Here is a 13,058-nt window from a genome sequence, read left to right on the forward strand (position 1 = left end):
GCACCCCGGCCTTCGCCGGGGTACGTAAGGCGTTTCGCAGAGGTCTCGTTTTCGCGGGCACACACAGTCACGACAACCAACCACCCCGATCAGTCCGCCAGCATCGCCGCCAGCGCCGGCGTTAGCCTTTCGCCCCCAGCCGCCACGACGATCCGCGCCGCGATGCCCTGCTGCGTCGCCAGCGCGATGCCGGCATCCGGCCCGAGCACGGTCAGCGCGGTCGCCCAGGCATCCGCGGTCAGCGCATCCGCCGCGATCACGCTCACCGACACCACACCGTTGTCCGTCGACCGCCCGGTCCGCGGGTCGATCGTATGCCGCCCGCGCCGATAATCCCCCGACGTCGCCACCGCCAGGCCGTGCAACGCGATGCGCAGCGGCGCGACATCGATCCCCGGCGGCGTCTCCAGATCGACCCACCACGGCTGGCCGTCCGGCCGCACCCCGCGCCCGACCAGTTCGCCGCCGATCTCGACCAGCGCATGACCGACGCCGAGCCGTGCCAGCGTCGCCGCCACCGCATCGACCGCAAAGCCCTTGGCGATCCCCGACAGGTCGAGCGCCACCCCGCCCGGCTGCGACAATCGCCGGTCGCCGGCGCTCCAGCCGAGCCGCCGCCAACCGGAAGCCGCCCGCGCCGCTTCGAGCGCAGCCGCATCTGGCGCAGCCGCCGCTGGTACCGGCCCAAATCCCCACAGATCGACGAGCCGCCCGATCGCCGGATCGAACGCGCCGCCGGTCGCCTCGGCGATCGCCAGCCCGCGCGCCATCACCTCGGCGAAGTCGGGCGGCAGCACCATGGCGCTTCCCGCCGGCGCGCGGTTGAAGCGCGACAGCAGCGACGCGGGCAGCCAATGGCTCATCTCCGCGACGATCGTGTCGAGCCGCGCGACCACCGCCGTCCGTAGCGCGATCGCCGCCACCCCGGCCGGCGGGACGGCGCGCACGCTCCACCGCGTGCCCATCGTCTCGCCGCCGAGGTCGGTCACCGCCGCCGCCGGATCGCACGCCGCCACCGCCGCGGCGGAGATCGCCGCAGGAAGCGCGATCCTCACCGCGCCGCCGTCACGGCGTCAGCACTTCCAGCGTCGTGACATAGCTCATCCGCCGCTCGGTCGCGCGCGGCGTGGTGGTCCTGGCGTCGGTAGCGGTGGCGTTGAGCCAATACATGCCCGCCGCCGGCCAGGTGACGCTGACCACGCCATCGGCGCCGGTGGTCAGCGTCATCGCATTCTCGTCGTTGCGATAGCGCTTGCCGCCGGGGATGACGGTGACCTTCAGCCCCGCCGCCGGCTTGCCGTCGATCAGGAAGCGGAACTTCGCCGCCTCGCCGGCGATCAGCTCGTCCGGATGCGTGACCGGCGCAAACTCCAGGCCCTTGCCGGTCGGCGCGAACACCGTCGTCGTCGGGGCGCCCGCGGTCAGAAACACCTCGTTGCGCGACGAGGTCTCGGTCAGCGTCACGTCGGTCGCATTGGCCGGGATGTCGGCGACGGTCAGCGGTGCCGGCTGGCCGGGGCGCGGCGGGCCGCCGCGGCCGCCGACGCGCTTCTCGACGCCATCGACCTTGAAGCTGCCCATCACCCCCGCCATCGCGGTGCCGACCTTCCACGTCCCGGGCTTGTCGAGCTGGACGTCGAACACCGAGCGATAACGCCCGGTCGCGCCATTCTGGAGCTGCCCGGGCGTGCCGTCGGGCTGCCACACCTTGATGCCGTCGAGCCGCAGCGGTTGGTGATCGAAGAAGAACAGATCGTTCGACACCGCGGCGTCGATCGTCACCCAGCTGTCGGTGCCGGAAAAGACCGTGCCCGAGGGCAGCAGCCACATGCGATGCGCGGACAGCATCGCCGGCGTGGCGAGCAACGCCGCGGCGGCGAGCAGGCGGACGGTGAAGGGCTTCATGATCGGCGCTCCTCTCAACGGGCGGACACGGTGACGGCGCCGAGTTCGGTCTTGCCCGAGCCGCGCGCGCTGGGATTGGGAACGGTGAGCGGCAGCGTCACCAGCTCGCGCCCGCCGGTTTCGCGCGCCGCCTCGACGGTGAGCACATAGGCGCCGGGCTTCAGCCCGTCGGGCAGCTTGACGCTATATTGGCCCGGTGCGCGCGTCGCGCCGCTGATCCCGTCGGCGGGGACGGTCATCGACCGCCCGCCCTTGCGCCACCAGGCGCGCAGATCGGCGAGATATTTGGTGCCCGCGTCCTTGCCGGTCTTCTTGGTCTCGTACCACAAGGCCACCGTCCGTGCCGCGCCGCCGCCGGCGGGCTCCAGCCAGATCGCGACATAGGGCCGGTGATATTCGGCGACGTCCTGTTTGGGGATCGTCACGGTGACGGTCGCGGCACCCGCCGGTGCGGCGATCACGCCGCCCAGCAGGGCAAAGGTCGTTGGGCGCATGGTTCGTTCCCCTTTCAAATCAGTCATTCCCCGTCCGTGCTTTCGGTATCGGCGTCACAATATCAGTGGATGAAGACGAGGATCAGCACGACCGGACCGACCACACCGAGCGCGACGATCGGCCAGGTCGCCGGCCGGTGCTTGCCGTGCATCTGGAGCAGCAGCAGCCCGGTCAGCGTGAACAGGATGCAGGCGCCTGCGAACACGTCGAGGAACCAGCCCCACGCACTGCCCGCGTTGCGGCCTTTGTGCAGGTCGTTGAGATAGGCGATCCAGCCGCGGCTGGTCACTTCGGCGGTGATCTTGCCGTTCGTCCGGTCGATGCTGACCCAGGCGTCGCCGCCGGGCCGCGGCAGCGCGACATAGACGTCGCCGTCCGACCATTCGCCCGGTTTGCCCGCCGCATCGAGCCCCACCGCACGCGCCACCGCCGCCGCGACGCGCGGCGGCAAGGCCGCGTCGGCCGCCGTCGGCGCCTTAAGGTCGCGCAGCAACGGCGGCGGCAGCACGCCCGCTTTGTCGGTCACCACCGGCGTCGCACCGATCGATGCGGCATGGTTGAGCGTGATCCCGGTGACCGCGAACAGCAGCATCCCGACCAGCGACACCGCCGCGCTCATCCAATGCCAGGTGTGCAATTGCTTGAGCCACCAGCCGCGCCATTTGCGCTTGGCCTGACGCGCCGGAGCGGCGGAGACGGATCGGACGATGCTCACCGCTCCCGGCTAGCGGGCAAAGCAGCGTATTTCAACTGTCTTGCGAATGATTATCATCCGCACGCACGCGCCCGGCGCTTGCCCCGCCCCACCGACAAGCGGTAACCGCAGCGCACGCATTACCGGAGCCTGCCCCATGAAGACCCGCGCCGCCGTCGCCTTCGAAGCCAAGAAGCCGCTCGAAATCGTCGAACTCGACCTCGACGGCCCCAGGCCAGGCGAGGTGCTGGTCGAGATCATGGCGACCGGCATTTGCCACACCGACGCCTATACGCTCGACGGGCTCGACAGCGAGGGGCTGTTCCCCAGCGTGCTCGGCCACGAAGGCGCCGGCATCGTCCGCGAGATCGGCGCGGGCGTGACCAGCGTCGCGGTCGGCGATCACGTGATCCCGCTCTACACGCCCGAATGTCGCCAGTGTAAGTCGTGCCTCAGCCAGAAGACCAATCTGTGCACCGCGATCCGCGCGACGCAGGGCAAGGGCCTGATGCCCGACGGCACCACCCGGTTCAGCTACAAGGGCCAGGCGATCTTCCATTACATGGGCTGTTCGACCTTCTCGAACTTCACCGTGCTGCCCGAGATCGCGGTCGCCAAGATCCGCCCCGACGCGCCGTTCGACACGAGCTGCTACGTCGGCTGCGGCGTCACCACCGGCGTCGGCGCGGTCGTCCACACCGCGAAGGTGCAGCCGGGCGACACCGTCGTCGTCTTCGGCCTCGGCGGCATCGGCCTCAACGTCATTCAGGGCGCCCGGCTCGCCGGTGCGAAGATGATCGTCGGCGTCGACATCAACCCCGACCGCGAGGAATGGGGCCGCAAGTTCGGCATGACCCATTTCGCCAATCCCAAGCAGGTCGGCGACATCGTCGCGCATATCGTCCAGCTTACCGACGGCGGCGCCGATTACAGCTTCGACGCGACCGGCAACACCGACGTGATGCGTCAGGCGCTCGAATGCTGCCACCGTGGCTGGGGCACGTCGATCGTGATCGGCGTCGCCGAGGCGGGCAAGGAGATCAGCACGCGCCCGTTCCAGCTCGTCACCGGCCGCAACTGGCGCGGCACCGCGTTCGGCGGCGCGCGCGGACGGACGGACACGCCCAAGATCGTCGACTGGTATATGGACGGGATGATCCAGATCGACCCGATGATCACCCACCGGCTGACGCTCGACGAGATCAACAAGGGCTTCGACCTGATGCATGCCGGCGAAAGCATCCGCAGCGTCGTGATCTACTGACCCTCCCGTTCGACGCGACAAGGACCAAATCGATGTTCTCCCACATCATGCTCGGCACCGACGACATGGCCGCCTCGAAAGCCTTCTACGACGCGACGCTCGCCGCGCTCGGCGTCGCGCCCGGGATCAGCGATCCCAAGGGCCGCACCGCCTATCGGCACGCCGGCGGCCGGCTGCTGCTGAGCACCCCGATCAACGGCGAGCCCGCCTGCCATGCCAATGGCGGCACGGTCGGCTTTGCCGCCGACTCGCCGGAGGCGGTTGAGGCATGGCATGCCGCCGGGCTCGCCCACGGCGGCACCGCGATCGAGGAGGCCCCGGGCCCGCGTCCGTCGCCGTTCGGCCCGCTCTATCTCGCCTATCTCCGCGATCCCGCCGGCAACAAATTGTGCGCCGCGCACCGTATGGCGGCCTGAGCAATGACGATCGAAACCGTCTCCACCGCGGCGGCCTTCGGCGGCACGCAGGGCGTCTACCGCCACACGTCGACCGCGACCGGCACGCCGATGACCTTTTCGGTCTACGTCCCACCGCATGCGGAGGGGCAGAGGCTGCCGGTCGTCTGGTATCTCTCCGGGCTGACCTGCACCCACGCCAACGTCACCGACAAGGGCGAATATCGCCGCGCCTGCGCCGAGCTGGGGCTGATCTTCGTCGCGCCCGACACCTCGCCGCGCGGCGAGGGCGTCGCGGACGACCCTGCCTATGATTTCGGCCAAGGCGCGGGCTTCTACGTCGACGCGACGCAGGCACCCTGGGCAGCGCATTTCCGCATGTGGTCCTACGTCACCGAGGAGCTTCCGGCGCTGATCGCCACGCATGTCCCCGCCGACATGGATCGCCAGTCGATCATGGGCCATTCGATGGGCGGCCACGGCGCGCTCACCATCGGCCTGACGCTCGCCGATCGCTTCAAGGCGGTGTCCGCCTTCGCGCCGATCGTCGCCCCGGGGCAGGTGCCGTGGGGCGAGAAGGCACTCGGCGGCTATCTCGGCGACGACCGGGCAGCGTGGCGCCGCCACGATGCCGTCGCGCTGATTGAGGACGGCGCGCGGGTTCCCGCGCTGCTGGTCGATCAGGGTGATGCCGACCAGTTCCTCGCCGACCAGCTCAAGCCGCAGCTGCTGGCCGATGCGTGCGAGGCGGCGGGCATCGACCTGACGCTGCGGATGCAGCCGGGCTACGACCATAGTTATTACTTCATCTCGACCTTCATGGCCGACCACCTCGCGTGGCACGCCGAACGGTTAACGTAAGGCAGCGAAGCAACCCGTCCTCACCCTTCCCACCCGGCTGCGCCGGGCGGGCCCCTTCCCTCTCCCGGCGGGAGAAGGAGAGACGGCGAAGCCGGCGATGGGTGAGGACGATGTCGGCGTTGAAAGGTTATCCCTTCAGCATCTTCTCCGCGCTGGTCTTCACAAAGTCCGCGATCGGGCCGGACATCATCGCCAGCATCATCGGCACCTTCACCGTGCCGCTGACGTTGCCCTCGCCCACCGCCATGTCGACGGCGACCTTCTGCCCCATCGCGACGATCGCCAGCGCCAGCGCATCCGGGCCGGTCCATTCCGCATCGACCGTGCCGCCGCCGGGGATATGCTGCGCCAGCTTGGGCAGCCCCGCCTCGATCCGCCGCCGCGCTTCCTCGCGACCGAGGCTGTGGGGAATGTCGAACGGGATCGCGGCCATCATCGTCTCCGGAAAGCAATTGCCGCGCGCCCTGCCCGTCCCATCCGTACAGCGTCAACCGATCAGCGATGGTGACGAACCCGCCCCGTCCCGCTAAGGCGCGCGCATGACCGAGATCACGCCCCAGATCGTCGCCGACCACGGCCTGTCCACGGAAGAATATGAGCGCGTCCTCCACGCGCTGGGCCGCGAGCCCAATCTCGTCGAGCTCGGCATCTTCTCGGTGATGTGGTCCGAGCATTGCAGCTATAAATCGAGCCGCCTCCATCTCAAGAAGCTCCCCACCGAAGGCCCGCAGGTGATCTGCGGCCCCGGCGAGAATGCCGGCGTGATCGACATCGGCGACGGCCAGGCCGCCATCTTCAAGATGGAGAGCCACAACCACCCCTCGTACATCGAACCGTATCAGGGCGCCGCGACCGGCGTCGGCGGCATCCTGCGCGACGTCTTCACGATGGGCGCGCGGCCGGTCGCGAACATGAACGCGCTGCGCTTCGGCTCGCCGACGCACCCCAAGATGCGCCACCTGATCGCCGGCGTCGTCCACGGCATCGGCGGCTACGGCAATTGCGTCGGCGTTCCCACGGTGGGCGGCGAGGTCAATTTCCACCCCGCTTATGACGGCAACATCCTCGTCAACGCGATGACCGTCGGCGTCGCCGATCAGGACAAGATCTTCTATTCCGCCGCCAGCGGCATCGGCAATCCGATCGTCTACGTCGGCAGCAAGACCGGTCGCGACGGCATCCACGGCGCGACGATGGCGTCGGCCGATTTCGGCGAGGACGCCGACGCCAAACGTCCGACCGTGCAGGTCGGCGACCCCTTCACCGAAAAGCTGCTGATCGAGGCGTGCCTCGAACTGATGGCGACCGACGTGATCGTCGCGATCCAGGACATGGGCGCCGCCGGCCTCACCTCGTCCAGCGTCGAGATGGCGTCGAAGGGCGGCGTCGGCATCGAGCTGGTGATGGACGACGTCCCCCAGCGCGAAACCGGCATGACGCCGTACGAGATGATGCTCTCCGAATCGCAGGAGCGCATGCTGATGGTCCTGAAGCCCGGCCGCGAGGCGGAGGCGGAGACGATCTTCCGCAAATGGGAGCTCGACTTCGCGGTTATCGGCCGGGTCACCGACACCGGCCGCATGGTGCTGACCTTCAAGGGCGAGACCGTCTGCGACATCCCCTTGGGCCCGCTCGCCGACGAGGCGCCGCTCTACGACCGTCCGCACGTGCCGACGCCCAAGCCGGCGCCGCTGACCAACGTACCGCAGAGCAAGGACATCGCCGCCGACCTGCTGACGCTGATGGGCTCGCCCGACGTCGCCAGCCGCCGCTGGATCTGGGAGCAATATGATCACATGGTCGGCGCCGACACGGTGCAGGCCCCCGGCGGCGATTCCGCCGTCGTCCGCGTCCACGGCACCGACAAGGCGCTGGCGATCACCACCGATTGCACCCCGCGTTATTGCTTCGCCGACCCCGTCGAGGGCGGCAAGCAGGCGGTCGCCGAGGCGTGGCGCAACCTGACCGCGGTCGGCGCGACGCCGCTCGCGATCACCAATTGCCTTAATTTCGCCAATCCGCAGCGGCCCGAGATCATGGGCCAGATCGTCGGTTGCCTCGACGGCATGGCGCAGGCGTGCCGCGCGCTCGACTTCCCGATCGTCTCGGGCAACGTCAGCCTCTACAACGAATCGAAGGCGACCGGCGGCGGCAGCGCGATCCTGCCGACCCCGGCGATCGGCGGCGTCGGTCTGCTCAAGGACTGGACCAAGAACGCGACGATCGCCTTCAAGGGCACCGGCGACATCATCCTGACGGTCGGCAAGCGTGGTGGCCATCTTGGCCAGTCGCTCTACCTGCGCGAATGCCACGGCCGCGAGGAAGGCCCGCCGCCGCCGGTCGATCTCGAGGCGGAGCGCAAGACCGGCGACCTGATCCGCACCGCGATCGCCGATGGCCAATTGTCGGCCGTCCATGACGTCTCCGACGGCGGCATCGCGGTGACGGTCGCCGAGATGGCGCTTGCCGGCAACATCGGCGCGATGATCGACCGCAAGCAGCCGTTCGACTGCGCCCGCGCCTTCTTCGCCGAGGATCAGGGCGTTTACGTCGTCACCGTCCACGACCACGCGCTGCTCGACTTCCTCGGCGCCGCGCATGCCGCGGGCGTCGAGGCCGAGCCGCTGGGCCGCACCGGCGGCAAGCGCCTGATCTTCGAACGCCCCGACCGCGACGACGTCGTCACGATCGAGGCGCTGCGCAGCGCACACGAAGGCTTCTTCCCGAAACTGATGGGCGCCGATTCGGCGCTCGCATAAACTCTGCACCTCCCCCGCCAGGGTCCCGCCAGGGGGAGGTAGCGCGCTTAAGGCGCGACGGAGGAGGAGGACAGGTGGGATTTCCGTTATGGAGCTCCCACCCGTCCTCCCCCTCAACCATTCGGCCAACGCCGAACGGTCCCCCTCCCCTTGCCGGGGGAGGATTTTCGCGCATGCGACGAACCGTGCGTCAGCGACTGCGAATTAGTCGCAAATCCACTTGCGAACGCCTCGCAGTATCCGCATACAGGCGGCGAAGCGAGGAGCATCCATGGTTGTCTGCGTTTGCAATGCCATACGAGAATCCCAGGTCCGTGCCGCCGCACGCAGCGGCTGCCAGACGGCGTGTCAGGCCTATCAATCGCTGGGGTGCCGGGCGAAATGCGGCCAGTGCGTCGTGGTAGCGAGAGCCATTATCGACACCGAACGCGCTGCTGCCTGACGTTCGCATCGCAAAAAACCGCAGAATTCTGCGGTTTTTTCCTTGCGGCTTTGCCTATCCGACGCCTAGATCGTGCGCGACACGGACTATCTAGGGTGGACATATGGCGATCAAGGGCGACCCGCGGGTCATCGAATATCTCAACGAAGCGCTCAAGAACGAGCTGACCGCGATCAACCAATATTGGCTGCACTATCGCGTCCTCGACCATTGGGGCGTCTACAAGCTCGCCCAGTACGAGCGGATGGAGTCGATCGACGAGATGAAGCACGCCGACTGGCTGTCGGAGCGCATCCTCTTCCTCGACGGCCTGCCCAATTTCCAGCTGCTTGGCCGCCTGCGCATCGGCGAGACGGTGGAGGAGATCCTCCGCGCCGATCTCGCAATGGAGGAAGAGGCCGTCGTCCAGCTCAAGGGCGCGATCGCTTATTGCGAAGAGGTCAAGGACTTCATCAGCCGCGATCTGTTCACCCGCATCCTCGCCAGCGAGGAAGAGCATGTCGACACGCTCGAGCGGCAGTTCGAGATGATTGAGCGGATGGGCATACACAATTACGTGCAGCTCAATTCGATCAGCGAGCACGATTCGCCCAAGTCGGGCGCCGCACCGCACCTCAACGGCTGATCCGCATAGCAAAACGGCCCCGCGTGATCGCGGGGCCGTTGAACGTTCAGCTTAGCGGCACTTGACCTTGCCGCGATCGACAGACCGGCCGAGCAACGCGCCGCCGCCCGCACCGAGCAGCGTACCGAGCGTCCCGCCGCCGACGAGGTTGCCGAGCACGCCGCCACCCACCGCACCGACCACTAGGCCCGTCGTGCCATCGTTGCGCTTGCAATAGGCGCGGCCGTCGCGACCACGGTAGATCCGGTCGTCACGACCCAGGCGGCGCTCGCGATAGCGACCGTCGCGATAGGAATTGGCGGGGTCCCAATTGCCGTCATTGTCGCCCTGCCAGCGATTGTCGCGCCGCTGGTCCTGATAGCGATCACCGCGCTGCGCGGCGGCCGGCTCCATGGCGATCGGCGACACCATCGCCACGGTCGCCAGCACGGCTAGAAATCCGGTCTTCATCGCTGCTCTCCTGAAAGATAGCGTGATAACCGGGGCGGCGGGCAATGGTTGCACCAGCCCCTTGATCTGCCTCAATTTGGTTTGCGATCACTCGTCTTGACCAGCCATGGCTTGACCAGTCCCGTCGGGTGCGGCGTGCCGGTCAGCCGACGCGCGGCGACCAGCCGGATCGGCTTCAGCAGCAACTGCCCGCCCATCCCGCCCCCGGTCGGCAGCGCGAGGATGCGCTTCACCACCGGCATGCCCGACACGACATGACCGAACGCGGCATAGCCGGGATAGTCGCCCTTGGCGTCCATGCTCGGCATCGCGCCGACGGTGATGAAGAAATTGCCGCCGGCCGACCCCGCATCGGCCCGCCGCGCCATCGAGATCGTACCGTCGACATGACGCAGCCCGGTCATCGCGGTCGTCTCCAGCGGGAACGGCGGCAGGATGCGCCGCGCATCGGTGCGGATACCACCCTGGATGAAGCCATAGGTCGGCGCGCTGCGGTTGCGAGCGGACCGGTAGAAGCTCATCCCGTCGAACCGCCCGTCGTCGACATAGCCCATGAAATTGGCGACAGTCCGCGGTGCGTGGCGTGCATCCAGCGCCAGCACGATCGGCCCATATGGCGTGTCGAGCCGCACCCGGACGATGGCCGGCTCGCGCGGCGCCGCCGCCGGCGTAGCGGTGGATAGACCAAGGGTTGCAAGCAGGATCCGGGGCAAACGCATGCCGCCCCCGCTATGCCGATCGCGTCGCCTGCACAACCGCTACGAACAGCCGCACGATTTACGATTGTCCTTAACGAAAGCGTGATTGCGCCTTTTGCAATTGCAGCGAACCGTGCTGCGATGCACAAAGACCGTGCCTTTCAGGCATCCTCTCCTAAAAACTTTTCGGCCGGTCGCAAGACCGGCCTTTTTTTTGGCACCGGACTGGGGTATTCGATCCTTGCCCAGAACGCGCCGTCAACGAAATATACGGAGCGGAGCCAGCCGGTAAAACCGGCACCGGCACGTTTCGGGACGCGGGGGATCGAGCGTAGCGGCCTACGGACTCTCCCCCGCGGTACCTTTTTCTGAAATCAACCGGATCTATCCGTCGGGACTGCGTATCTATGTGGTCAGATGCGACGAGGAAGTTGGCGCGATCGACGAGCACGACGGGGTTCAACCAGAGTTTCCGCGTCGAATAAGGCGAGTTCCGATCGGCTCGGAACATCCAAGCGTCGACCGCCCTCTTCAGACCTTCCGCCCGAATCCCCCCGGCACCGGCCGGCGCGGGACCAGCGGGTTGGCTTCGCGTTCGAGCAGGCCGAGCGTTTCGAAGAACAGCGGGCGCAATTGCACGACCAGCTCCAGCGCCTCTTCGCAGGTGTCCTGGCGCTCGACGCAGCCGCGGGCGAGTTCCTCGATCGATTCGGCCAACGTCGCCAGCGGCTCGGCGCCGAACTGGCGCGCCTCGCCTTTCAGCGTGTGGGCGGGGATGACCATCGCGGCGGCGCTGCTGCTGCGCATCGCCTGTTCGATCGCGACCACCGACTTGACGCCGTCTTCGCGGAAGTAGCCGAGGATGCGCACGAAACCGGCGCCGAGCTCGCTGCGCGCCTGCGCGAAGACGGCCCAGTCCACCAATGTGCTGCCTACGAACGACACTGCCTTCTCCCCTCGGCCGTGGGGACATCCCACATCGGTTCGCCGGCGATCCTAAGCCCAAGCGGTAAACACGACGTTGCCAAGTCTCGCCGGTTATTCCTTGTTGTCGAACGGGTTCTTCGGCGCGCGGAAGGTCATGCGGACGGGCACGGCGCCGAAGCCCAGCTCCTTGCGCATCGAATTGATCAGATAGCGTTCGTAGCTTGCCGGCAGCTGGTCGACGCGCGTGCCGAACACCACGAAGCTCGGCGGCCGGGTCTTCACCTGCGTGACATAGCGCATCTTGATCCGCTTGCCGCCGGGCGCGGGCGGCGGATTGGCCTCGATCGCGCGTTCGAACCAGCGGTTCATCTCGCCGGTGCCGACGCGCTTCGACCACGCCTCGCGCGTGTCGAACGCCGCCTGCATCAACTGGTCGATGCCCTTGCCGGTCGCCGCGGACACGGTCATCACGGTGACGCCCTTCACCTGCGACAGGCCGTCCTCCAGCGCGCGCTTGACGCCGTTGAACAGCGACGAGGCGTTTTCCGCCACGTCCCATTTGTTGAGCGCGATGACGATCGCCCGCCCCTCTTCGAGCACCTTGTCGGCGATGCGCAGATCCTGCGCCTCCAGCCCCAATGTCGCATCGAGCAGCAGCACGACGACCTCGGCGAAGTCGACCGCGTGCAAGGCGTCGGCGACCGACATCTTCTCCAGCTTGTCCTGCACCTTGGCGCGCTTGCGCATACCGGCGGTGTCGATCAGCCGGACGGGGCGCGGTTCGCCCTTGGGATCGTGCCACATCCAGTCGACCGCGATCGAATCGCGGGTGATCCCCGCCTCCGGCCCGGTGATCATCCGATCCTCGCCGAGCATGCGGTTGATCAGCGTCGATTTGCCCGCATTCGGCCGGCCGACGATGGCGAGCTTGAGCGGCGCATCGGGACGATCGTCGTCCTCCTCCTCGGGGATCTCCGCGAGCGCCTTTTCGATATGCGGCAGCAGCGCGTCGAACAGATCGCCCATGCCCTCGCCATGCTCGGCGGACAATTGCACCGGATCGCCGAAGCCGAGGCTGAGCGATTCGAGGATACCCTGTTCGCCCGCCTTGCCCTCCGCCTTGTTGGCGGCGAGGATCACCGGCGTGGTCGAGGAGCGCAGCCAGCGGCCGATCTCCTCGTCGAGCGGCACGATCCCGGCGCGCGCATCGAACAGGAACAGCGCCACGTCCGCCTGGCCGATCGCCGCCTCGGTCTGCATCCGCATCCGGCCGGGCAAGGTCTGCGCGTCATGATCCTCATAACCCGCGGTGTCGATGACGCGGAAGTCGAGGCCGATCAGATGCGCATCGCCCTCGCGCCGGTCGCGGGTGACGCCGGGGCGATCGTCGACGAGCGCGAGTTTCTTGCCGACCAGACGGTTGAACAGCGTCGACTTGCCGACGTTGGGACGGCCGACGATCGCGACGGTAGGAATACGGGACATGCCCCGGCTCTTAGAAGAGGTGGCGGGAAATACCAATCCTCCCCGGCACGGGCCGCAA

15 protein-coding genes are annotated in these 13,058 nt (G+C 67.7%); 6 read left to right on the plus strand and 9 right to left on the minus strand.

What is annotated here, in order from left to right:
• Window positions 1-89 precede the first annotated feature (89 nt).
• From ACLBWH_RS04375 to ACLBWH_RS04390, 4 genes are all read right to left on the minus strand, one after another.
• Entirely contained in the window at window positions 90-1,055 is a 966-nt protein-coding gene (locus tag ACLBWH_RS04375; protein ID WP_447797044.1) for an FAD:protein FMN transferase, read from the minus strand.
• 10 nt (window positions 1,056-1,065) lie between these two features.
• Window positions 1,066-1,905 (minus strand): DUF4198 domain-containing protein, encoded by an 840-nt coding sequence (locus tag ACLBWH_RS04380; RefSeq protein ID WP_447797046.1) that lies wholly within the window; start codon window positions 1,903-1,905, stop codon window positions 1,066-1,068.
• A gap of 14 nt (window positions 1,906-1,919) precedes the next feature.
• A complete protein-coding gene (locus tag ACLBWH_RS04385; protein WP_038661005.1) occupies window positions 1,920-2,399 on the minus strand; it encodes a DUF2271 domain-containing protein in 480 nt (159 codons plus the stop codon).
• 62 nt (window positions 2,400-2,461) lie between these two features.
• Window positions 2,462-3,115, minus strand: a complete 654-nt coding sequence (locus tag ACLBWH_RS04390; protein ID WP_447797047.1) for a PepSY-associated TM helix domain-containing protein — start codon at window positions 3,113-3,115, stop codon at window positions 2,462-2,464.
• Between the two features lie 136 nt (window positions 3,116-3,251).
• On the opposite strand from ACLBWH_RS04390, the gene ACLBWH_RS04395 reads away from it, so the two are divergent.
• From ACLBWH_RS04395 to fghA, 3 genes are read left to right on the plus strand one after another with little or no spacing between them, the layout of a single operon-like run.
• Window positions 3,252-4,358 carry an S-(hydroxymethyl)glutathione dehydrogenase/class III alcohol dehydrogenase gene (locus tag ACLBWH_RS04395; protein ID WP_447797048.1) on the plus strand — a complete coding sequence of 369 codons (1,107 nt, stop codon included), beginning with the start codon at window positions 3,252-3,254 and terminating at the stop codon, window positions 4,356-4,358.
• A 32-nt stretch (window positions 4,359-4,390) separates the two neighbouring features.
• The gene (locus ACLBWH_RS04400) at window positions 4,391-4,774 is read left to right on the plus strand and encodes a VOC family protein (protein ID WP_447797050.1); all 384 of its coding nucleotides are present in this window, start codon (window positions 4,391-4,393) and stop codon (window positions 4,772-4,774) included.
• Between the two features lie 3 nt (window positions 4,775-4,777).
• On the plus strand, window positions 4,778-5,614 hold the full coding sequence (gene fghA / locus ACLBWH_RS04405; RefSeq protein ID WP_447797052.1) for an S-formylglutathione hydrolase: 837 nt from the start codon (window positions 4,778-4,780) through the stop codon (window positions 5,612-5,614).
• Window positions 5,615-5,741: 127 nt separating this feature from the next.
• On the opposite strand, the gene ACLBWH_RS04410 is transcribed toward fghA, so the two are convergent.
• On the minus strand, window positions 5,742-6,050 hold the full coding sequence (locus ACLBWH_RS04410; RefSeq protein WP_322847502.1) for a polyhydroxyalkanoic acid system family protein: 309 nt from the start codon (window positions 6,048-6,050) through the stop codon (window positions 5,742-5,744).
• A 103-nt stretch (window positions 6,051-6,153) separates the two neighbouring features.
• Here ACLBWH_RS04410 and purL point away from each other — a divergent pair, with 103 nt between their 5' ends.
• The 3 genes from purL (at window position 6,154) to bfr (ending at window position 9,440) form a co-directional block, all read left to right on the plus strand.
• Window positions 6,154-8,373 carry a phosphoribosylformylglycinamidine synthase subunit PurL gene (gene purL, locus ACLBWH_RS04415; protein ID WP_322847501.1) on the plus strand — a complete coding sequence of 740 codons (2,220 nt, stop codon included), beginning with the start codon at window positions 6,154-6,156 and terminating at the stop codon, window positions 8,371-8,373.
• Between the two features lie 271 nt (window positions 8,374-8,644).
• Entirely contained in the window at window positions 8,645-8,815 is a 171-nt protein-coding gene (locus ACLBWH_RS04420; RefSeq protein ID WP_081974359.1) for a (2Fe-2S)-binding protein, read from the plus strand.
• Window positions 8,816-8,924: 109 nt separating this feature from the next.
• Window positions 8,925-9,440: a bacterioferritin gene (gene bfr, locus ACLBWH_RS04425; protein ID WP_322848041.1), complete on the plus strand. Its 516-nt coding sequence runs from the start codon at window positions 8,925-8,927 to the stop codon at window positions 9,438-9,440.
• A gap of 51 nt (window positions 9,441-9,491) precedes the next feature.
• Here bfr and ACLBWH_RS04430 read toward each other — a convergent pair whose 3' ends face one another.
• The 4 genes from ACLBWH_RS04430 to der all read right to left on the minus strand — a co-directional run bounded on the left by ACLBWH_RS04430 (window position 9,492) and on the right by der (window position 13,000).
• Window positions 9,492-9,890 (minus strand): glycine zipper 2TM domain-containing protein, encoded by a 399-nt coding sequence (locus ACLBWH_RS04430; RefSeq protein WP_447797055.1) that lies wholly within the window; start codon window positions 9,888-9,890, stop codon window positions 9,492-9,494.
• A gap of 71 nt (window positions 9,891-9,961) precedes the next feature.
• Window positions 9,962-10,609 carry a peptidylprolyl isomerase gene (locus ACLBWH_RS04435; protein ID WP_447797057.1) on the minus strand — a complete coding sequence of 216 codons (648 nt, stop codon included), beginning with the start codon at window positions 10,607-10,609 and terminating at the stop codon, window positions 9,962-9,964.
• Window positions 10,610-11,119: 510 nt separating this feature from the next.
• Window positions 11,120-11,512, minus strand: coding sequence for an Hpt domain-containing protein (locus ACLBWH_RS04440; protein ID WP_322848040.1), 393 nt, complete (start codon window positions 11,510-11,512; stop codon window positions 11,120-11,122).
• A 114-nt stretch (window positions 11,513-11,626) separates the two neighbouring features.
• On the minus strand, window positions 11,627-13,000 hold the full coding sequence (gene der / locus ACLBWH_RS04445; protein WP_447797059.1) for a ribosome biogenesis GTPase Der: 1,374 nt from the start codon (window positions 12,998-13,000) through the stop codon (window positions 11,627-11,629).
• Between the last annotated feature and the right edge of the window lie 58 nt (window positions 13,001-13,058).

It is taken from the genome of Sphingomonas sp. M6A6_1c (assembly GCF_053345135.1).